General features: G+C 66.6%; 14 protein-coding genes. 7 read left to right on the top strand and 7 right to left on the bottom strand.

Translation table 11 applies throughout. The features are described from left to right. Positions 1–131 precede the first annotated feature (131 nt). The 3 genes from ABZ904_RS16130 (at position 132) to katG (ending at position 4,143) form a co-directional block, all read left to right on the top strand. Positions 132–767, top strand: coding sequence for a helix-turn-helix domain-containing protein (locus ABZ904_RS16130; protein ID WP_361003001.1), 636 nt, complete (start codon positions 132–134; stop codon positions 765–767). Beyond that, a complete protein-coding gene (locus tag ABZ904_RS16135) occupies positions 760–1,488 on the top strand; it encodes an SDR family oxidoreductase (RefSeq protein ID WP_361002998.1) in 729 nt (242 codons plus the stop codon). Before ABZ904_RS16130 ends, ABZ904_RS16135 begins: the two co-directional genes overlap by 8 nt. Positions 1,489–1,953: 465 nt before the next feature. Continuing rightward, complete coding sequence (katG, locus tag ABZ904_RS16140) at positions 1,954–4,143, top strand: catalase/peroxidase HPI (protein WP_361823739.1); 2,190 nt, start codon at positions 1,954–1,956, stop codon at positions 4,141–4,143. A 259-nt stretch (positions 4,144–4,402) separates the two neighbouring features. Here the strand turns inward: katG and ABZ904_RS16145 are convergent, their stop codons facing one another. The 5 genes from ABZ904_RS16145 to ABZ904_RS16165 form a co-directional block, all read right to left on the bottom strand. Next, a complete protein-coding gene (locus ABZ904_RS16145; protein WP_361823742.1) occupies positions 4,403–6,103 on the bottom strand; it encodes an indolepyruvate oxidoreductase subunit beta family protein in 1,701 nt (566 codons plus the stop codon). Continuing rightward, complete coding sequence (locus ABZ904_RS16150; protein ID WP_361002990.1) at positions 6,100–8,268, bottom strand: indolepyruvate ferredoxin oxidoreductase subunit alpha; 2,169 nt, start codon at positions 8,266–8,268, stop codon at positions 6,100–6,102. Before ABZ904_RS16150 ends, ABZ904_RS16145 begins: the two co-directional genes overlap by 4 nt. A 354-nt stretch (positions 8,269–8,622) precedes the next feature. After that, entirely contained in the window at positions 8,623–9,780 is a 1,158-nt protein-coding gene (locus tag ABZ904_RS16155) for an aminotransferase class V-fold PLP-dependent enzyme (protein WP_361823745.1), read from the bottom strand. Between the two features lie 41 nt (positions 9,781–9,821). After that, positions 9,822–10,607: a cyclase family protein gene (locus ABZ904_RS16160; RefSeq protein WP_359409618.1), complete on the bottom strand. Its 786-nt coding sequence runs from the start codon at positions 10,605–10,607 to the stop codon at positions 9,822–9,824. A gap of 31 nt (positions 10,608–10,638) precedes the next feature. Continuing rightward, positions 10,639–12,105 (bottom strand): amino acid permease, encoded by a 1,467-nt coding sequence (locus ABZ904_RS16165; protein ID WP_361823749.1) that lies wholly within the window; start codon positions 12,103–12,105, stop codon positions 10,639–10,641. Positions 12,106–13,008: 903 nt separating this feature from the next. Between ABZ904_RS16165 and ABZ904_RS16170 the strand changes: the two genes are divergently transcribed. Then, positions 13,009–13,548, top strand: a complete 540-nt coding sequence (locus ABZ904_RS16170; protein ID WP_359409622.1) for a cupin domain-containing protein — start codon at positions 13,009–13,011, stop codon at positions 13,546–13,548. A gap of 523 nt (positions 13,549–14,071) precedes the next feature. On the opposite strand, the gene ABZ904_RS16175 is transcribed toward ABZ904_RS16170, so the two are convergent. Further along, on the bottom strand, positions 14,072–15,025 hold the full coding sequence (locus ABZ904_RS16175) for an alpha/beta fold hydrolase (RefSeq protein WP_359409624.1): 954 nt from the start codon (positions 15,023–15,025) through the stop codon (positions 14,072–14,074). Between the two features lie 551 nt (positions 15,026–15,576). On the opposite strand from ABZ904_RS16175, the gene ABZ904_RS16180 reads away from it, so the two are divergent. Further along, on the top strand, positions 15,577–16,638 hold the full coding sequence (locus ABZ904_RS16180) for a hypothetical protein (RefSeq protein WP_361823753.1): 1,062 nt from the start codon (positions 15,577–15,579) through the stop codon (positions 16,636–16,638). Positions 16,639–16,755: 117 nt separating this feature from the next. Here the strand turns inward: ABZ904_RS16180 and ABZ904_RS16185 are convergent, their stop codons facing one another. Next, complete coding sequence (locus tag ABZ904_RS16185) at positions 16,756–17,001, bottom strand: Smr/MutS family protein (protein ID WP_359393143.1); 246 nt, start codon at positions 16,999–17,001, stop codon at positions 16,756–16,758. 550 nt (positions 17,002–17,551) lie between these two features. On the opposite strand from ABZ904_RS16185, the gene ABZ904_RS16190 reads away from it, so the two are divergent. Both ABZ904_RS16190 and ABZ904_RS16195 read left to right on the top strand, forming a co-directional pair. Continuing rightward, entirely contained in the window at positions 17,552–19,732 is a 2,181-nt protein-coding gene (locus tag ABZ904_RS16190; protein ID WP_361823756.1) for a DEAD/DEAH box helicase, read from the top strand. A gap of 1,053 nt (positions 19,733–20,785) precedes the next feature. Next, positions 20,786–22,045 carry a glycosyltransferase gene (locus tag ABZ904_RS16195; RefSeq protein ID WP_361823759.1) on the top strand — a complete coding sequence of 420 codons (1,260 nt, stop codon included), beginning with the start codon at positions 20,786–20,788 and terminating at the stop codon, positions 22,043–22,045. Positions 22,046–22,138: the final 93 nt, after the last annotated feature.

Here is a 22,138-nt window from a genome sequence, read left to right on the forward strand (position 1 = left end):
GCCACCACAAAAGTCTAGAATCTAGGTTCTAGGTTCTAGGCTGGGGGTTACAGTGACCGGCGAGCACGGTCGGCGTCAAGGGTCGATGTGAGATTTGGTAGAACTACAGTCCGGAGCAGCGAGGGGGATTGATGGCCGCCAAACGGAAGGCCCACCGGGCTTCCGAGGGGTCCAAGCGGGCGATTCTCGAGGCCGTGCTCTCGCGGGCGGTCGAGGCCGGGTACGAGGGCACCACCATGGCCGATGTCGCACGCGCGTCCGGTCTGCCGATCGGATCGGTCTACTGGCACTTCCAGAACAAGGAGCAACTCTTCGTCGAGTTGCTCGACTACTGCTTCGAGGTCTGGAAGCAGGCCAACGCGTCCGTCGGTGGCATGCGCGAACTGCTACGACACAGCATCAGCCAGTCGGCGGCAGCGTCCGCGAGCCTGGCCGAGCCGGCCGCTGCGTTCTGGAGCATCGGCCTCGTCTTCGCGTTCGAGCGGCGCCTGGAGGACAACCTCGCACGGCAGCGGTACCTCACCATCCGCAAGGAGATGTTCCAGTTCGTCGCCTCCCGGCTGCGGGCCTCGTACCCGGAGGTACCGGAGGATGTCGCGGAAGAGCTGGCGCACGACATGGCCGTCATGGGGCGCGCGCTCACCGACGGCTTCCGCGTGGCCGCGGCCGCCGGCGATGACACCGACTTCACCCGGTACGCCGAGCTGGCTGCCGACGCGCTCGAGTCCCTGGTCGCCACCCGCCTGAAGGAGTACGGGCATGCCTGAGACCCCCTCGTCCGCATCCGAGAAGGTCGCGATCGTCGTCGGTGGCGGATCCGGAATCGGCGCCGCGTGCGTGCGGGAGTTCGCCGCGAACGGCTACCGGGTGGTCGCGATGTCGCCGTCGGGTCGGGCCCGAGCCCTGGCCGAATCGCTCGGTGGTGCTGGTCTGGACGGCTCGAACACCAGCATCGAGGACCTTCGGGCGTGCGTCGACCTCGCGGTGTCGCAGTACGGCCGGGTCGACGCGGTCGTCAACAGCAGCGGTCACGCGGCACGCGGCCCGGTGCTTGAGATCACAGACGAGCAATGGTCCGAGGGCGTCTACCTCTACCTGCTGAACGTCGTGCGCATGGCCCGCCTCGTGACGCCCCACCTGGTCGCCTCCGGCGGCGGCGCGATCGTGAACATCTCCACCGCAGGCGCCTTCGAGCCCGGCCCGATGTTCCCCGTGTCAGTGACGATGCGAGCGGCGCTGGCCTCCTTCACCAAGCTGTACGCCAACGAGTACGGCCCGCAGGGCATCCGGATGAACAACGTCCTCACCGGGCTGACCAAGGACGACCCCAGCGTGGTCCCGGCCGAGTGGACGAGCGGCATCCCGCTGCGCCGAGCGCAGAGCACCGCAGAGGCCGCTCGGATCGTACGCTTCCTGGCCGGCGAGGAGTCGGCCTATATGACCGGACAGAACATCCGCGTTGACGGCGGAGAGACCAAGTCGGTCTGAGGCGCATCGGCAGGCTTTCTGCCACCGTATCTGTATGCCGTCTGGGCTGGGCGCGGGTTTCGATGGGGCGGTGCGCGGCTCGGTGTGTAGAGCGGGGAGGCGACCGCCCGGGCAAGCACCGTACCCTGTGGGGCTCGGAACGTCATCGCCGCAGGTCAAGCGGCGTACCGGCACACGACGTCTTCGTGAAGGTTGACGCCGACGCACGGGCGACGCTCGACGAGGGCTGGGACGACGGCGCGTGGCCGTACGAGGAGCCCAAGCGGCGGCGCGGATGATCGTCGTAGTGGCGGACACGTCCGCTTCGGTGGCCACGGCCGATGCGGATCACGCGGACTCGAGAGCGACCCGCTGAATGGCGGATGAATCCGGGCGCACTGGAGCAAATTCGACCCTTCATGAGGTCATCTCATCATCCTGATCTCGGTTGAGGAACGGAACAGCGAGACAGAGAGAAGGCCCGACATGTCCGTCAGTGAAAGCGAGAACCCGCTCATCCCCGCCCCGACCCCCACGCCGCACCGGCCCCGAACGAACATGGACTGGTGGCCGAACCAGGTGGACCTCTCGGTTCTCCGCCAGCGCTCGCCCCAGTCCGACCCGATGGGTGAGGACTTCGACTACAGAAAAGAGTTCGAGCGCCTCGACGTCGAGGCGCTGAAGCGGGACCTCTTCGAGCTGATGACGACGTCGCAGGACTGGTGGCCGGCCGACTACGGCCACTACGGGCCGCTGTTCATCCGGATGAGCTGGCACGCCGCCGGTACGTACCGTACGGCCGACGGCCGGGGTGGTGGCGGCACAGGCTCCCAGAGATTCGCCCCCCTCAACAGCTGGCCCGACAACGCGAGCCTCGACAAGGCGCGCCGGCTGCTCTGGCCGATCAAACAGAAGTACGGCCGCAAGATCTCCTGGGCCGATCTGCTGATCTTCGCCGGTCACTGTGCCTACGAGTCGATGGGTCTCAAGACGTTCGGCTTCGGCTTCGGGCGCGAGGACATCTGGGAGCCCGACCAGATCTTCTGGGGGCCTGAGGACACCTGGCTCGGAGACGAGCGCTACAGCGGGCCGGGGCAGTTCGACCGTCCTTTGGGCGCCGTGCAGATGGGCCTGATCTATGTGAACCCGGAGGGGCCTCAGGGCAACCCGGATCCGCTGGCCGCAGCCCATGACATCCGCGAGACCTTCGCCCGTATGGCGATGAACGACGAGGAGACGGTCGCGCTCATCGTCGGCGGTCACACGGTCGGCAAGTGCCACGGTGCCGTCCCTGCCGACTGTGTCGGTCCGGAACCCGAGGCCGCCCCCATCGAGCAGCAGGGCCTCGGCTGGAGGAACACCTGCGGCAGCGGCAAGGGCGCCCATACGTTCACCAGCGGGCTGGAGGGCGCGTGGACCCACGAGCCGGCGAGGTGGGACAACGGGTTCCTGGACAACCTGTACCAGTACGACTGGGAGCTGACGGAGAGCCCCGCCGGGGCGAAGCAGTGGACTCCCAAGGATCCCTCGGCCCAGGGCACCGTGCCCGACGCCCATGATCCGTCGAAGAGGCACGCCCCCATGATGCTGACGACGGACCTCGCGCTGAAGCTGGATCCGGTCTACGGGCCGATCTCCAGGCGCTTCTACGAGAACCCCGACCAACTCTCCGACGCGTTCGCCAGGGCGTGGTACAAGCTGTTGCACCGCGACATGGGCCCCGTCTCGCGCTATCTCGGCCCGTGGGTTCCGGAGCCGCAGGTGTGGCAGGACCCCGTCCCCGCGGTCGATCACGAGCTGATCGGGGAGGCGGACATCGCTGCCCTCAAGAGCAAGATCCTCGCATCGGGCCTGCCCGTCTCCCATCTGGTCGCCGCCGCGTGGGCGTCGGCGGCGAGCTTCCGCGGCACAGACAAGCGTGGCGGGGCCAACGGGGCGCGTATCCGCCTTGCACCGCAACGGGACTGGGAGGTCAACAACCCGGCCGAATTGGCCGAGGTGCTGCGGACCTTCGAGCAGATCCAGCAGGACTTCAACCGCTCCCAGTCCGGCGGGAAGACGGTCTCGCTCGCGGACCTGATCGTCCTGGGCGGGTGTGCGGCCGTGGAGCAGGCGGCGAAGAACGCCGGGTACGACATCACGGTCCCGTTCACACCGGGGCGCACGGACGCCTCGCAGGAGCAGACCGATGTCGAGTCGTTCGCCGTGCTCGAACCGCTCGCCGACGGGTTCCGCAACTATCTGCAGGACGGTGAGAAGCTGCCGGCCGAGCAGCGGTTGGTGGACCGGGCGTTCATGCTGAATCTGACCGCTCCCGAGATGACGGTTCTCGTCGGCGGCATGCGGGCCTTGAACGCCAACGTCGAGCAGTCCCCTCATGGTGTCTTCACCGACCGGCCCGGGACGTTGACCAACGACTTCTTCGTGAACCTGCTCGACATGGACACGGAGTGGAAGACGTCCGCCTCGACGGAGAACGTGTTCGAGGGCCGGGATCGTGCCACGGGCGACGTCAAGTGGACCGCCACCCCTGTCGACCTTGTCTTCGGTTCGAACTCCCAACTCCGGGCCGTCGCAGAGGCCTACGCGCAGCACGACTCGAAGGAGAAGTTCGTGCGCGACTTCGTGGCCGCGTGGAACAAGGTCATGAACCTCGATCGGTTCGACCTCGCCTGATCCCGACGTCCGGGCCGGCCGCCGAGCGGTCGGCCCGAACGTCCTCGGTCGGGGGCAACTCCCGCACGCCGGACGCCCGTGCGTTGTGCTCCATGGCGTCTCGCGGCAGCCCCAAGGCGCGGACTCTGGGTGACAGCCGACCGGACAGTTACTACATTCGACCATGGTGGTTCGTCGTGTTCACATGGATGCGGAGGGTACTCGTCGGCCTCGTCGCCGAGCGATATGGCCGACGGGTCAGCGTCACGGTGGGTAAACGTCAGGCAATCGAGGTCGGAAAGGCGGTGAGCTCGGCGCGCAGCTGCGTGCCGTCCTCGTCCGCGAGGGCCGCAGCACGCAACTGCTTGAGCCGTACTGCGAATCCGCTGCCGGCCGGTAGCGCGCGGGCGGCGGTCATCAGCAGGTCGAAGCTCTCGTTGCCGTGCGCGTAGGTAGCGCCGTAGCCCTTGAGGACCTGTTGGCACTCGATGATCTCGCGTGCCAGGTCGGGATCCTGGGCAGCCGTGGACAGCGCCAACGCCAGCCAGGAATCGATCGCGGCCTGTTCCCGGACGAACCTCAGCGACCTCGGGCGCAGCGGGCGGAGCCGGGCGAGCACTGCGAGTGCGGTGTAGCCGCTGACCGACGTCGTGTTGAGCACGATGCCTCGGTGGGCGACGGCGTGGATGAGGCCGCGGAAGAGCGCTGACCGCAGCAGGGCGGCGCCGACGCCGGCCGGCATGGTGTCGGTGATCTCTTCGACCTGTGGGTGCAGGTACTCCCGGACCTGCGCCAGGCGGCCGTCGCCCACCTTCGCCTCGTTGCGTACTCGTTCCAGCCGGTGGCGTCGGGTCTTCTGCAGGGCGACCTGGATCGTGTCCTGGTAGCACATCCATAGCGCGATGTGCCGCGCGGCCTCGCGGGTGAGCGCCGCGTCGCCGTCGGGATCCGGTTCGACGGCGGCGATGGCTGCAACGCGCTCGAGGTACTGGTCGGCGTATTCGGGACTCTGGTAGACGGCTGTGCGGACCACGCCGTGAAGGGCGGTCGAGCGGGCGGCTGCGGGCAGTTCGGCGGTGCGCTGTGCCTGGGCGGTCAGCGACGGCCCGACAAGGGACGCCGGGTCGGTCAGGGCGATGCGGGTGCGCTCGCGTTCGGCAGCCTGCTTGCGGTCCTCGGCTGTCTCGGGGCGGCGGCGTCCGATCGTCACCGGGACCGGCCCGCTCGACCGGGCGGGGCTGCCCACGGGGGCGGAGGGCGCGGTCGGCGCTTTGCCGTCCGTTTCCTTGTCGGCTGCCGTCTGGGTGGTGGCCTCGGTGTAGGCGGCGGCGAAGGCCTTCAACGAGTTTTCCGCAGCTTTGGGGAACGCGCGGATCGGTGCCTCGAACTGTTCGCGGGTGAACGGCAGTGTGCCGGACCCGGCGAGCGCACCGTAGAGCGAAGCGCTGATGACGGTCCCTGCGGTTTCGGCCATGTGAGCGAAGTCGGCGGCCACGAGGAGCTTTGAGGCGCGTTGTGCAGCGGCGAAGAGTTCGTCACTGTCCACGCGGCCGTCACCGAGCTGGATCTTCTCGTCGACGGCGTATACCCGGTGGGTCGAGGTGATGAGCGTGGTGCGGTCCGGGGTGGAGAATCCGCGCTGTACCGCGCGCCCGCTTTCCATGAGCTCGGACGCGATGACGATGTCGACCTCTCCCGGGGTGGGGAAGAGGCTCAGGATCGGCGCGGTCCGTCCCCCTTCGGGAGCGCCGTCGGGGGGCGGAGGGAAGAGCTCGACGTAGTAGACGGTCGCGCCGGTGCGCTGGGCGACGCCCGCCACGGAGGTGTTCTGCGAGATCCAGCCGGCCTTCTCCCCGACCTCGACGATCCAGTCGGCCAGGACGCCACCGCCCTCACCCCCCAGGGCCAGGATCGCCAGTGTGATCGGCCGCTGTCCGCTGCTCCATGTCGTTGCGCCTGCGTTGATGCCCTGCATTGTCATTGGGCCGCCACCTCATAGCGTGCCGCACGGTTCTCCAGGCCTCTGGACGCGAAGGAGATCCAACGCGCGCGGACCGCGGCGAGGAACCGGTCTCGCAGGGTGGGGTTGTGCACGACGTCTGTGCGGTAGAAGGACGGGCACAGCACGGCGGCGTGCGCGTTCGCCCCGCAGACCCCGCAACCGACGCAGCTGTCCAGAACGGTGGCGATGGGGTCGGTCCGCAGCGGGTCGGGATTGTCGGTGATGCTCAAAGACGGGCAGCCGGAGATGCGGATGCAGGCGTGGTCGCCTGTGCAAGTCTCCGGATCGACGCCGAAGCGTTCGCGGACGACGCGCTGCCCGGTTTCGAGGGCCTCCGATTGCTGTTTCTTGACGCGCCGCTGCCGGTTGAGTTGGCATTCGCTCTGCGCCACGATCACCTTGGGGCCAGGTTCCTTCGTCGTGAGGGCCTTGATGAACAGATCGCGCAGGGCGGACACCCTGTAGGTGTTCGTGACGGTGCGGCTCCAGCGCACGCCGATACCTCGCACGGCCTTCTCGATGGGGTGCTTCGTCGACCGGATCGGGTTGTCCGCCTGTGACGAGAGCAGATCCTGGCCACCGGTGGCGGCACTGTAGGCGTTGTCGACCACGACGAGCAGTTGGTCGTTTTCGTTGAAGACGGCGTTGCCCACGCCGCTGGTCAGACCGTTGTGCCAGAAGCCGCCGTCGCCCATGACTGCGATCGTGCGCCGGTCGGCGTCTTTGGAGTTGAGTGCGGCCGCGCCCGCCGATCCCAGGCCGTATCCCATCGTCGTTGCGCCGAGGTTGAACGGTTCGTTGATGGCGAAGAGGTGACAGCCGATGTCGGCGCTGATGTGGTGCTGTCCGGTCTCACGCTCAGCCAGTTTGAGCGCGCTGAAGATGGGGCGCTCCGGGCAGCCCGTGCACAGACCAGGCGGGCGCTGACGCATCGTAGGGGGCGCGACCCGTGGAGCGAACGGGCTTGCCGGGTCGGTGTCCGGGCGCAGCAGCGCGGGCTCGTGCGCGATCGCCTCCGGGAGGTACTTGCGGAGGAACTGCGCGACACCCCTGGTGACGGCGGTGGATGTGTACTCGCCCACCGGGGGCAGCATGTCCTTACCGTGCAAGACGGTGTCGCTTCCGGCGCGCCGCAATATGGCGTGCAGGTTCTGCTCGATGTAGTCGGGCTGTCCCTCCTCGAGCAGCAGCACGGCGCGTTTGTCGGCGCAGAAGTCCTGGATCTCGTCGTCCACCACGGGATAGGTGACGTTCATGACATAGAGGGGCACGGTCGTGCGGCCGTAGGCGTCCGAAGACCCGAGCAGTTCCAGAGAGCGGTTGAGGGTGTTGTAGAGACCACCCTGGACGATGATGCCGATGTCGGCGAGTCCGTCGCCGAAGATCTCGTTGAGACCGCGCTCCTTGATGAACTGGACGGCGGCCGGCCAGCGCTTCTCGTGCTTCTCATGCTCGTGGAGGAAGCTCGCCGGCGGGAGCACGATCCGGCTCAGCTCGCGGCGGGGGCTCTCGATCGCGTCCTTGACCGTCATCGGGGGCCGTCGGTTGTCCTCCGCGGTGAACGTGCCGTGCAAGTGACATGAACGCAGGCGTAGTTCGAGCATCACCGGTGTGTTGCTCACCTCGGACAGTTCGAAGCCGGCCTGGACCGTGTCCACAATCGCCTGCAGATCGGGACGGGGGTCGAGCAGCCACATCTGCGACTTCATCGCGAAGGCATGCGTGCGTTCCTGCATGATGCTGGAGCCCTCGCCGTAGTCCTCACCGATGATGATCAGGGAACCTCCGGTGACGCCGCCGCTGGCGAGGTTCGCCAGGGCGTCGGAGGCCACGTTCGTGCCGACGGGGGACTTGAAGGTGATTGCGCCGCGCAACGGCTGGTGCACCGAGGCCGCGAGCATCGCCGCCGCTGTCGCCTCCGACGCGCTGTTCTCGAAGTACACGTCGAACTCTGACAGGATCTCGCGGGCGTCGCCCAGCACGTCCATCAGATGTGAAATGGGCGCGCCCTGGTAGCCACCGACGTAGGCGACGCCGGACTGCAGCAGCGCCTTGGTAACGGCCAGGATGCCCTCTCCCCGGAAGGTCGTCCCGGCGCCCTGCCGCAGCTTGCCCACCTCAGCTGCGAAGGATCGCTCCGCCATCGTTGTTCCTCCTTACTCCGGTACGGCCGCATCCCGCCGATCAAGCGCTGCGGCGCACGAGACTCGGTCGGGTCAAACGTGCGGCGACGAGGAACCCTGAGCCACTCCCAAGTCCCTGCCTAAGGGCCCAGGGGCGGTTGATGCACCGACGTGCCACAGTCCCGCTTGCCCCTCTGTCGTGGCCAATGGCCACCACAGGGCGCGTGGGTCGATCCACAGTCTCCGTCGTAAGGGCCGCTTCCGACCAGGTCCGCGCTCAACGCCTCGGCCATACCGGATCCAGCAGGGCCGGCCGTGGCCGACGACCGGTTAGTGCGTGGGGCGTCAGCCGGCTGAGCACGCGTTCGGTACAAGTCAGTTGGCACGCATCAGATCGACGTTTCGGCGCAGGCTCGTAAGCAGGCGTTCGATGTCGTCGGTCGTGTTGTAGCAGTGTGCCGCTATGCGCAGGTTGTTATCGCGCGAGGATGTGACGATGCCGTCCTTCGAGAGCCGCGCGACGAGCGCCTCGGCGTCGACGGAACGTACCGCGACGAGGGGGCCACGGCAGGCCGGGGACTTGGGGGTGACGACGTGGGTGCCCATGGTTTCCAGCTCGTCGATCAGCCACGAGTTGAGTCTCTCGACGTGGGCTGCGGTCGCTTCGACGCCGATTTCGAGCATCAGTTCAACCCCGGCATATGCGGCATAGACTGCGGGGATCGGCGGTGTGCCCGCTTCAAAGCGTCGCGCCGAGCGGGACGGGGCATAACGGTCGATCCGCATCGCGAATACGTCGCTATCGGCGAACCAGCCCGTCGCGAGCGGTACAAGGTGTGACGTCGTGGCACTGTTGGCATAGAGATAGGCGACACCGGGCGACGCCAAGAGATATTTCAGTGCTCCGCCGACCACGAAGTCCACGCCCAGTGCACGGGCGTCGATCGGCAACGCGCCGGCCGACTGGTAAGCATCGACGAGTACGAGCGCTCCCCGTTCGTGAGCGATGCGGGTGATCGCCTCCAGGTCGAGTCTGCTGCCGTTGCGGAAGCAGACGTGCGTCACCGAGACAAGGGCCGTGCGCTCGTCGATCGCGGAGGCGAGTCGTTCGAGGGACATTGTGTTGTCCGGCTCCGCGGGCACGTGCACGATGCGTGCGCCACGCCGCTCGTGTGCGTGCCAGATCTGCCCGACCGTCGGGAACTCCAGGTCGGTCGCGACGATGGTGTCGCGTGGTCCCGTGAAGTCCATCGCGGACGCGAGCGCGTTCAGTCCGGCCGACGTGGACGTGGTCACTGCGATCTCGTCGGCGTCGACGTTCAGCAGCCGGGCATACGCCGCGCGTAGACGCTCGGTGCACGCCACCCAGTGGTCCCACGCCGAGCCTTCGCGTTCAAGGCTGGCCAGGTAGTCGTTGTATGCCGTGCGGACCGCGTCGGACAGCGCACCCTGCGAACAGCTGTTGAGGTAGGTGAGCCGGTCGAGCACCGGAAATCGGTGCCGGATTCGGTCGGGTAGGGTTTCCTGGAGCACGGGACTCCTCTTCGTCGTTTTCAGTTCGTACGGTGGCGTGTTCACTCTGTGCCTGGGGCGAGGGCGAGAACGCGGGTGGGGCTGCCGGTACCGCCGACGAGCTTCAATGGGGCGGCGATCAGCACGGCGCCTGTGGCGGGGAGTGCGGCAAGGTTCGCAAGCTGGGTGAGGCCGTACTTGCCCGAGCCCAGGAGGAAGTTGTGCATCGGGAAAGCGGGTTCGAAGCGATATGCCTGGCCCGCGTCGGTGCCGACGGTTTCAACCCCGACCCCGGTGATCGCGGTCTCGTGCGCGAGCCAGCGTGCACACTCGGCGTCGAAGCCCGGCGTGTGCGGTCCGGTTTCCGAGGCGTTGAGGAAGGCGGCCTGATCCGCCGCATACGCGTCCCACCCGGTGCGCAGCAGCAGCCAGCCGCCCTCGGGCAAGGGACCGTGTTCAGCCTCGAATTCCTTCACGTCGTCGAGCGTGAGCAGGTAGTCGGGGTTCTTGGTGGCTTCGGCCGACTTGTCGATGACGACCGCAGGACCGACCAGGCGGTGCGGTGGCACAGCCGCGAGGTCCTCGCCGTCCCGGCCGGTGATCCAATGGTTCGGCGCGTCGAAGTGCGTGCCGACATGCTCGCCGATCTCCAGCCAGGACCAGGACCAAGCAGGTCCGCGGTCGTCGAAGTTACTGATCTCATGCCTACGCAGCCCGGGGGTGTTCGCGAAGGGCTCGGGCAACTGCAACAGCGGGGTCTGCTCGCTGAGCGGCTGGGTGAGGTCCACGATGTGCACCGATCCGCCAGTCAGTGCGCCGATCAGGGATGAGAGTGTGTCAGCGGCCATGGCCACTCCTAGCGTCGGGGTCGGACGGGATTCACTTGCGTTCGGCTAGCGGCACGTCAGCACTGTGGGCGAGTAGCGGGCGGGTCTCCGCGCCACCGGCACGCCGTCTGGCGACGATCGCGTAGACCACGGAGATGACCGCGAGGTAGGGCACACCCGCTTCCCAAGCGATGGCGAGTCCGAGCTTGAAGCAGGCGAGCAGGATGCCGATGAGCAGCGCTATCCCGATGACGGGGGTGGCCATGCCGCCTGGCAGCCGAACTGGCGACTGCGCCATGCCGCGTTGCTCCCGGATCCGGCGGAATGCGACGAGTGTCGCCAGGATGAGAATCCAGACCGCGATGCCGCCGAAGATCGAGATACCGAAGAGTGCGAAATACGCCTTGCCTGGTGAGGCCACCGACAGGTACGCGGCGAGGGCCAGACCGAGTGCGGAGATCACGAGGGCGTTGCGCGGTGAGCCTGTCTTCGTCGTCCGTCCGAGAACCGCCGGCGCATAGCCGTCATGGGAGAGAGAGTGTGCCATGCGGGTAGTGAGATAGAGGTTGGTGTTCATGCTGGAAAGCGCCGCGGTGAGCACGACGAAGTTCATCACCGATGCCGCGGCCGGGATGCCCGCGACGTCGAAGATCCTTACGAACGGGCTCGCCAGGATGCCGTGCGCCGTCGACTTCGCATTCCACGGAACGACTGCGACGATGATCGTGATCGATGCGATGTAGAACAGCGTCAGACGGAGCAGCATCGAACGGATCGCGTGGGGCACCGTCCGCTCCGGCTCCTTCGTCTCTGGCGCAGTCACCGAGATCACCTCGATACCGTAGAAGCTGAAGATGACGATAAGCATCGACAGCCAGACTCCGGTGAGCCCGTTCGGTAGGAAGCCGCCATTGGCAGTCAACTGGTGTACGCCCACCGCAGAGTGGCCCGGGAGGCCGACCGTGAGGTATGCGATGCCGAGCAGGACGAACAGCCCGATCGCGGTGACCTTGATCGACGCGAACCAGAACTCGAACTCGCCGAAGAACTTGACCGCCGTCGCATTCACAACGAGCAGCAGTGCGGAGAACACGACGACCGGTACCCACAGCGGGATCGACGGCCACCAATACTGCACGTACGTCCCGGCGGCGATCACCTCTCCGCCCACAGCGACGATCTGCGCAATCCAATAGGTCCAGCGGATGACGAATCCGGCCCACGGCCCCAGGTAGCTTTGCCCGATAGCTCCGAAGGAACCCCGGGTGGGATGGACCACGGTCATCTCCGCGAGAGCCCAGGCAACAATCAGCGCGATGCCCGCACCGATGAGATAACTGATGATCACGGCGGGCCCGGCCGAGCTGATCGCGAGCGTCGAGCCGAGGAAGAGACCGGTTCCGATCGCGCCGCCGATGCCGATCATCGTGGCTTGGCGGTGACTGAGTCCGCGCGTCAACGCGCCCTTCTCGGACGGCGTACTCGTTGGCGGTGTTGTCATCGAATGCACACCTCTCATGAGGATGCGAAATGGGCCGGCGGCTAGGAATCACCGAAAGCTGACGCCCGGAGCGGCGACAGTACGTGCGCGGCGGACGCATCGCCCACCGGTCGGAGGAAGCCGAGGAGCTACGGTCCTTGCCCCTCCGAGTCCTGGAGTCCGGTGTCCACGGCGAACGAATACCGATGACAGCCCACCCGGAGCCAACCGAACCAGACGTTGAGCCGGCGCCCCCGCATAACCTGCGCCGCCGACAAGTCCCTACTCGAGGCGGCGTGGGCGAGCTGGTGCCGGACGGTGACATCGCGTTCCACGGGGACGACTCCAGCGATCATGCTGCACCCCTGAGACCGGAGACTACCCAACCAGAGATCGACTAGCTCGGATTAACTGTGGGCAGATTAGTTAAGCTGTAGTGACCTGTCTAGCGTTTTTTCGACGCCCGCCATAGATGCGCCATAGGAAGTTCTTGTTGCGGATCACTCCTGATGTGTCCGGGCGTGTCGCCGCGGAAGTGCGGCCGGCTGTGTCGAGGGCGCGAGGGACACCACCTGACGCGCTCACTCCGGTCACGCACACACTGAGCCGCAGACCACCACGAAACCCAAGTGTCCGACCATGGCCGCACCTGTGAAGTCCTGCTGGGTACTGAGCGATCTACTCGGCGAGGCGGAAAGTCGACCTGCATGGCCGCGATCGCAGCCTCCTGGCGGTCGAGTGGCGAGCACCGGCTGCAAGACCCCGCGAACAGGCTGGTCACCGCCGAAGCCGTTCGCCCGACAAGCCACCGTTCCTCGAGCTGGAGACTGCCAAACACGCCCCTGGTCTCGGCGCCGGACGCAGCCGACGCACGTTGCGGGCATCCATCGGCGTCATCTAGTTTTAGTCCAGATTAAATCGGACGATTGAGGCGGTAACGGGATGCGCATCGGTGAAGGACTACGCGAGCTACGGCAGACCCGGAACATGACGTTGAAGGACCTGGCAGAGGCGACCGGTCTGTCTGCCGCGATGCTCAGCCAGGTTGAACGCGACCGCACCGACCCCAGTCTCGAAACCCTGCGGCGGCTGGCCAAGGCGCTCGACGTCCCCGTCTTCAGCCTGCTACGAGACCGCGACAACGACGCGGTCGCCGTCGTCCGTCGCGACGACCGAATGCTCATCCGCTCGCCACACAGCCACACGACCTACGCCCGAGTCTCTCCCGGCCAGGGGCGGCTTGAACTACTCGAGGGCACGCTCGGCCCCTGGGGCGCCACCTCGCAGGAGCCGTGGTCGCATCCGTCCGAGGAGTGCGCCGTGGTACTCAGCGGCACACTCATCGTCGAGGTGGCCGATGAACGCTACGAGCTGCACGCCGGTGACAGTTGCTACTTCGACTCTCGCCTCCCCCACCGCTACCTCAACATGACCGACGCGGCGGTGTCGTTCCTCATCGCGATCACGCCACCGAGCTACTGACCCGGGCTCGCGCGTGGCGCCCAAGCTCGTGACGTGTCCGGGTCCTGATGGTCCTCGGTCGACACCCGGCCGAGAACGCAAACCGCAGACCACTGGCGGGCGGCCTGCCGACGGGGGAGGGACAGGGAGTCCGATTGCGGGCCCATTCCGTCGGGCTGGACCAGCAGCCGAAGCCAGCACAGAACAGAAGCCGAATCGGCGGCCACAGAGGCCGAAACGGCACCGAAGCGGAGGTTGTCCGGGAGCCGAATCGGCCGCAGAAGGGGGCGATGGCGGCGGTGAGGAGTGAGGTAGCCCTGGTCGGCTGAGGGTGGCGTCCCACGGGATGATGTAGCCGACTATTCGCCTGTGGCTTTCGGGGCGTTGGGAGTCGTTGATTCCCCTGGAGCGAATCGATCGAGCCCCCGTCCGGCGCCTGACGCCCTTCCCTCGCCGCTACCCGTCCGAAACGCTCGCGCACACCGATCCTTGATCGGTTGCACCACGACATGGGATGTCGTCGGATGTCGGCGCCGCCCTTGTGTCAGCGGCCTTCGGAGCGCAGCAGCTCTCGCCATTCCTCCGCACTTCGGCTGACCGGCTCTGTCGTCGCGATGAAGCTCTCCAGCACGGCCAGGAAGCGTTGCGGATCTGTGTGGAACGGAAAGTGCCCCGAGTCTTCGAAGATCTCCAGGCGGCTGCCGGGCATGGCCGCGTGCGCCATCTCGGCGTGCCGGGCGGGCACCACCTGGTCGCGTGATCCCCAGACCAGCAGGGTCGGCATTCCGGCGGTGAGATAGCAGCGGTCGAGCATGGTCACCACCTGACCGCGCCAGTCGACCACCGCGCGCAGCGTGCGGATGAACGCATCGCGGGAGGCCGCGTCGGGCAGCGCGTCCACCAGTCGCAGCAGATCCGGGGCGTCCACGCCGAGCCCGGTATCGAGCAGCTGCAGCAGCCGGATCACGATGGCAGTCTGCGTCCGTACCGTCGGAAGCCGCAGCGAGGCCAGAGCCAAGTGGGCCCCGGGCAGCGAGGCCAGGCGCAGCGCCGGAGTGACAGCGCGGCCCACCCCGCCGGTGCTCACCAGCGCCAGCCGCTCGGTCCGGTCTGGGAATTGGTATGTGAACTGCATGGCCACACCACCGCCCAGGGAGTGCCCGACAAGCGTCACCTTGTCGATGTCCAGCACTCCCAGCAGGTCCCGCATGCCGTTGGCGTAGGCGGGGACTGAGTAGTCGCCGCGTGGCTTGTCGGAGGCACCGTGGCCCAACAGGTCCGGGGCGATGACCGTGTGGTGCCGGGCCAGCTCTGGGATCAGGTGGGCCCAGGTGTCGGACGAGTCACCGATGCCATGGATCAGCAGTACAGCCGGACCTTTGCCCGCCATGCGGAAGGCCCAGCGGTGGCCGTGCACGACCCGGTACTGCCGTGGGGCGGGCTTGTCGATCGTACGCAGCCGTGTGGACTCGCCACGCTGCGGGGGGACGCCTGGCATAGCGGCTCCTCTCCAGGGCGAAGGGCCCCTGGGCGGCACGTCGGTCAACGTGCCCGTAACGCATATGCGCTGGAGGAATCTAAATCGACAAGTCGATTTATTGAAGTCGGCCACATCACAGGACGCGCTGGTGACGCCCGCACCGAACCTGCCCGAAGCGCCGATGTGACCTGCGGCTTTGCGTGACCTGGGGGCCGGCCGCGCCCCCTACGACGTGAGGTACGCCACGGCGCTGACGTTCACAGTCGCAGAGCGCTTTGGCGTCTTGGCGGTGAGTGTGAGGTGATCTTGGCCTTCAGGTGGAGATCGGGAGGCTGTGCTCGGTCCCCCTGGACTTGGCGATTTTCTTGATCGGCTGTGTCGGTACCCGCGTCCACCTCGCCTCCGCTGACAAGCGGCGGCACACTGCAGATCACGCACTACAGCCGCCGTGTCAGTCGCACAAATCCCAGTTCGGGACGACGCCGTCTGGTTCCTATAGCGTTCCTGCGGACGATGAACCACTGGAGTACTGTCTCCTCAAGGCCCGTTCCTTACAGGAAGAACGGATCATGATTCCACTTTCGCCGAAGGAACTCGCGGCGGCCTATTCCGACGCACTCGCCTTCGATAACCCGCTGACCGCCGTGATCTCGACGGACCAATTCTCGGCCAATTACAGCTCTCGGCCCGCATGGGTGCTGGGGCCGTTTACGAAGGATGATTCGCTCACATTTCGCCCCACGGGCCAGTGGAATGACCCGACCGGAATCGGCTGGACCTCGAGTTCGATATTCAATCCGTCTGTGATCGTCAAGGACTCGTCGCTCCACCTTTTCTACCGTGCCTCGCCGCGGAAAGAATCGACCGCGAGCCGAATCGGGCTTGCAATCAACGACGGATCAGGGTGGACGGATTACGCAGGCAACCCCATCATCTTCCCAACCAGGGACAATGAGCTGCTGAGTTGTGAAGACCCAAAGGTCTACGCGGCCGAAGGTCGCTATTTCATGTTTTACAACGGAATCTGGGCAGCAGCCGGCTCCCAAGAGCAATCGGAATACCCGTCGCCCGGATACCCGGTGGAGACACTGGGATGCGATATCAACGTAGCCGTGTCGGACGACCTACTGCACTGGGAGAAACTCGGCCTTGCCGTGCCGTACGAAGTCTCCAGGCTGTGGGCGAAAGGCGCGGTCATCCCTCGCAATCCGAACGGTGAGGCCGTGAAGATCGACGGACAGTACCTCATGTACTTGTCGGAGGGCTGTAACGGCATCCGCTACGTGGGCCGGTCAACCGACATGACCAACTGGACCTTCGAGCCGCAGAATTACCTTGACCTGAGCGAACTCGGCGGCACGCTCTACGAGGTCGCCTGCGCCGTCACCGAGCACGACGAGTCGCACGATCTGGTCCTGGACTTCTTCTACAGCGACGAGAACGGCGATTTCGCCGCCGCACAGGCCCTATTTTCCAGAGATTCACCCTTCACTCAGCGAGCCCTCAACCGAGGTGGCTCCCTGGCCTGGGGAGGGCTTACCAGTCTGAATGGCACACTCGCCTTCGCGCAGGGATGGGACTCCGCGCCTGAGACTCGAGAGATGTTCTTCTACCGCGCGGTGGCGTCCTGATTCTCAACGAGGACTTTCCATCGTCAACTTGCCCCGTCCCTGAAGGGCAGGGCTTGGCGGCAGGGCCCAACTGGAGCTGCATGGATGGCACGGTGCCCGTCGCGTCCGCCGGCAGAGTCATCGAAGGTGGACCAGGACCCGGCCGGCGTTGGTCGCGTCGGTCTCCACGCGGACGTAGAGCTTCTTGATGTGCTTCTGCGCCAGCACGGCCAGCACCCGCTTCTTCAGCTGGCCCGTCCCCTTGCCTGGGATGATCTGCACGACGTCGACCCCAGTAGCGGCGGCCTTGAACAGGGTCTGGCGCAGCGCGACGTCGATGTCGCGGTTGTTGCGGAAGATCGGGTGCAGATCCAACGTGAGCAGGGCAATCGCCTCCGATGCGCTCGGTCACCGGCCGACGCCGGATCCCCGTGGGCCGTGCAGTGGCAGCGTACGTCGTCCTTTCGACCCCGTCCCACCCTGGGGTTGCGGACTTCCGGTGGTGCGGCGGAAGCGTGTCGGCGTGCGGGTGAACCTGCGGCAGACGGGAGCCGTCCAATGCGTCACCCGGGCTTCTGAGGAGAACTGATCGAGCCCGGGCACCTTGTCCAGGACGCGGTGCCTACAGCAAGGCCAGGGATCGCAGCGTCGCATGATACCGCTCATACTTCCGATCTTCCTGGCCGTCATAAGACTTCGAGGGTGAGTGACCCCCCATGGGCCGGTCGGTCCACAGGGAGTCAGCAGGGCACGCCGAGGGCGCGACGGGATCACATTCGTCTGGTCCTGTGAAGGGCTGCCTGACCTGCGGTGGAGTAGGTCAGACAGCCTTCGTCCGCCAAGGCTTCGGGCCCCCGCCCCGAGCAGACGGATACCCGTCATCGGCCGGTGTGGGCGGTGGGAGGATGCGGGGACGGCGAAAGAGGGGGGAAGCGTGAGGCGTGGCGAGCGGGACATGGTCGCGAGGGGAGCGCGACTGTACGAGGCGGCGCAGGCGGTGGTCGGTGACCACGGTAGGGCGGTCGAGGCGGTGCGGGCGGCGCTGAAGCCGATTCACGACGCGGCGGTCAAGCGAGAGCTCGACGCCATCCCCGTCGCCCGGCTGCAGGACGTCACTGAAGGACGTCTGCGGCTGGTGAACGTCGAGAAGAGCGGACTTGCCACGGTGGGCCGTGTTCTCGCAGCGGGCCCCTATCGGTTGCGGCAGATTCCCGGTGTCGGGCAGCGCACCGTCGCCCAGATGCTCGCCGCAGCTCGCCGACTTTCGGAAGCCGTGAACGAGACGGTGGCCGTCCACATTGACGTGGACCGGCCGGACCCGGATACCACCGCGCTCGTCATGGCCTTGCATGTATTGGTGGAAGCCGGCCCGGATGCTCGGCGCGCGGTGGACCGAGCCGCAGGCTTGTCGCAACAGCTCGGCCCGTTGCTCGTCGACGCGAGGCCCGCCGTCCGGCGTTTCAGGATGCTCCTGGCAGGTCAGGAGAAGAGGGAGCGCGCCCTCGCCGCGGTCGCCGAGATCTGCTCGCTGGTGGACGAGGCGGTGCAGGCGGGTCTGCCTGAGCTGTTCGCCCAGGCCTCGGTGGACCTGCTCCGCGGACCTTCGTCCGACATCGCGGCGTGGGTGGATTTCGAAATCCGCTCCGCCGAGTACTACAGCCTGCTCGCCGAGATCTCCGGGCGGTCGCCGGACGCGGCAGCCGCCGAGGGCTTCCTGCCGGAGGAGATCGCCGAGCGAGTACGGACCCAACAGCTCGATGATGCGCACCGGCGGGTCTCCCTGCGCGGTTACCAGGCGTTCGGTGCGCGATTCGTTCTTGCGCAGCGCAAGGTGATACTCGGCGACGAGATGGGGCTCGGGAAGACCATCCAGGCGATCGCCGTGCTGGCACACCTGGCCGCCGAGGGGAAGAGCCACTTCATGGTCGTCTGCCCGGCGAGCGTTCTCGTGAACTGGACTCGGGAGATCGAGGCCCGCAGCGCCCTTCGCAGCATGGTGCTCCACGGCCCCGACCGGCACTACGCGTTCGCCGACTGGAAGGGGCGGGGCGGGGTGGGGGTGACCACGTTCGACGCACTGCGCGGATTTCCGGCGCCGGGCGGCGGGGAAGTCGGACTGCTCGTCGTCGACGAAGCGCACTCCGTGAAGAACCCGAAGGCCAAGCGGTCCCAGGCGGTCGCACTGTGGACGGAGCGTTGCGAGCGCAGCCTCTTCATGACCGGAACCCCGATGGAGAACCGGGTCGTTGAGTTCCGTAACTTGGTCCAGATGCTGGATGGAGGGGTCGCGGACTCCTTGGGCGAGGGAGACGCTTTGGCGGGGTCGGTGGCCTTTCGCAAGGCCGTCGCTCCGGTCTACCTGAGGCGCAACCAGGAGGACGTACTGACGGAACTCCCGAGTCTTCAGCAGACCGACGAGTGGGAGGAGCTGAGCGCATCGGACGAGGAGGCGTACCGCGAAGCGGTGCGTGCCGGCAACTTCATGGCGATGCGCAGGGCCGCGTACATGCGCCCCGAGAAGTCGGCCAAGTTGGACCGGCTCCGCGAGATCGCGCAGGAGGCGAGCGAAAACGGGCAGAAGACGGTGGTCTTCTCCAACTTCAAGGACGTGCTGGGCGTGGTGAAGGAAGCGCTCGCGGTAGGTCCAATTGCGGGTATACCGATGTTCGGTCCGCTCACCGGAAGCGTCCCGGCCGGGCGACGACAGCAGATCGTCGACGACTTCGCCGGTGTCTCGGGACCAGCGGTGCTCCTGGCACAGATTCAGGCGGCTGGCGTCGGCCTCAATATGCAAGCTGCCTCCGTCGTCATCATCTGCGAACCGCAGATCAAGCCGACCATCGAACACCAGGCTGTCGCCCGGGCCCACCGCATGGGGCAGGTCAGGCCGGTGCGCGTGCACCGCCTTCTCGCCACCAGGGGAGTGGATGAACGCATGGTGAAGATGCTGGAGGAGAAGACCCGGCTGTTCGATGCCTACGCCCGCCGCAGCGCCGTGGCCGAAGCCACCCCGGACGCGGTCGACGTGTCGGACATCGAGCTGGCCCGCCGGATCGTCGAGGAGGAACAGGCACGCCTGGGCATGACGGACGGGAGGCCCACGCCACTCGAGTGAGTGGCAGGGAAAGCCGCGGCTCAAAGGCCCAGTGCCGGCGGCATGCGACGGCCCGCACCGCACGGCAACGAGATATTACGGATAAACCGCGAAATCGATCAGCGGACGATCGTCACTGACGAATCCAGGCCAACTTGACAGCGCCCAACCTGCACCTGCGAATGGCGGAATCTGGGCAGGACATAGTCGGCCGGGCTGACTCGTATGGGTGAGCCCCAGCCTGCGTCCACCGGAGGCGGTGCCATGCCCATGAGCCGCTCACCTGCTGGTTCTCCGTTCCGTGAAATCGACACGGAAACCTCCCGCGGGAGCGGCTTGCACGGCAATGCGGACAGCAACTAGCGTCCAGCCTCGCCGGACAAATCGTCCAATGGTGTTGGACGGGGTTTCCTGTGCCCCGAATACGTCTCCCTGCGCCCGTAACGAAATGGAATCGCCAATGCTCGACGTGCAAGAACTCGACAGCGAGTCCGCGGGACTCCTCCCGGCCTCGAGGTCCTGGGCAAAGGGTGGAGGAAACCGCCGGACATGCCCCAGGCCGTCGTGGACGGTGCCGTCGCGACGAGCCCTCGTGTACGCACGCTGTCTGGTTTGAGGGCAATGCCGCTTCCGGTGCAGTACCAGGGCGGTTGCAGGGCGCGGGCCACTCGGATCCGCTCGGCCTGTGGCGCAGGTGAGGCAGTTCATCGCACCACCACCGGCACATTGTGCAACTTCATGGGCAACTGAGGTCCAGAGGCGCTCGCCGACCACTGACGCGGTGGCCCGCGCCGACGGACCGATTGCCGATTCCCTTCGCTGTACGTCTCGGTTTCCGTCCGATAAACCGGTGTGCCCGGCGGTTCAGCCGCGTACACAGGACCACTTCCGCACGCCAAATCCGCCGTGACGGGCGGACTCCCGTATTTCGCAGGTACGCGCCCGGGGCCTACGCATGCACCCGGGAAGCGAGAGCATGCCCGGATTTTCTCGCCGGCTACCCCGCGACCGGCACCACCCCACAGGGATCCATTCACAGCTGTGGTGTTCCACAGCCCATCTGAGGAGTTCCATGTGTTCTCGGCGCTCATCATCGTCACCTCGCTGACGCTGTTTTGGACGGCGGCGTTCACTCTTTGGTGGCAGATGCATGCCTGGCGTACGCCCGAGACGCTGGCGGCCACCCGTTTCGCGCGGCCCGACGGGGACGTGGGGCTGTCGTTCACCCTGCTGGTGCCCGCGAGACACGAGCAGGCGGTCCTCGAACACACCGTCAACGGCCTGCTGAAATCTGCGCACGGACACTACGAGATCATCGTCATCGTCGGCCACGACGACCCCGGTACCGCCGAAGTGGCCGAGCGGGTCGCAGCGTCCGCGCCCGACCGGGTACGGGTGGTGGTCGACACCAACGAGTCGAAGAACAAGCCCAAGGCCCTCAACACCGCGCTGCCGTACTGCTCCGGCGAAGTCGTCGGGGTCTTCGACGCCGAGGACCAGGTCCACCCCGCCCTCCTGGCCCATGTGGACCACGCCTTCCTCTCCACCGGGGCCGATGTCGTACAGGGCGGCGTCCAGCTGATCAACTTCCACTCCAGCTGGTACAGCCTGCGCAACTGCCTGGAGTACTTCTTCTGGTTCCGCAGCCGGCTGCACCTGCACGCGCTCAAGGGCTTCATCCCGCTCGGCGGCAACACCGTCTTCATCCGCACCGACGTGCTGCGGGAGGCGGGCGGCTGGGACGAGAACTGCCTCGCCGAGGACTGCGACCTCGGAGTGCGGCTGTCCAGCAAGGGCAAGCGCGTGGTCGTCGCGTACGACTCCGAGATGGTCACCCGTGAGGAAACCCCTGGCACCCTGGTGAGCCTGTTCAAGCAGCGGACCCGCTGGAACCAGGGCTTCCTGCAGGTCTACCGCAAGAAGGACTGGAAGCAGCTGCCCACCCTGGCGCAGCGGATGCTCGCCCGCTACACCCTCATGACGCCGTTCTTCCAGGCGTTCAGCGGGGTGGTCATCCCGTTCAACATCGCGGTGGCGCTCTTCCTCGACGTCCCGGTCGGCATCACGGTCGTCACCTTCCTGCCCGCGCTGACCGCCATCATCACCTTCGTTTTCGAGATCGTTGGCCTGCACGACTTCGGCCGTCAGTACGCCCTGCGGGTGCGCCTGGTGCACTACGCGAAGCTCATCGTGGGCGGTCCCTTCTACCAGCTCCTCCTGGCCGGAGCCGCCACCCGCGCGGTGTGGCGCGAGCAGCGCGGCCGCAACGACTGGGAGCTGACCCGCCATGTCGGCGCCCACCTCACCGAGGCGACCGGAGACGTGCGCCGGTGACCGTCACCAGGCCTACGGCTCCTCGGCCCACCGCCACTGCGCCCACCGCGGCTGTCCCCGCGCCGCGTACCGACTCCCACCCCGTCGCGAAGA

The organism is Streptomyces sp. NPDC046900, from assembly GCF_040644975.1.
Lineage (GTDB): Bacteria > Actinomycetota > Actinomycetes > Streptomycetales > Streptomycetaceae > Streptomyces.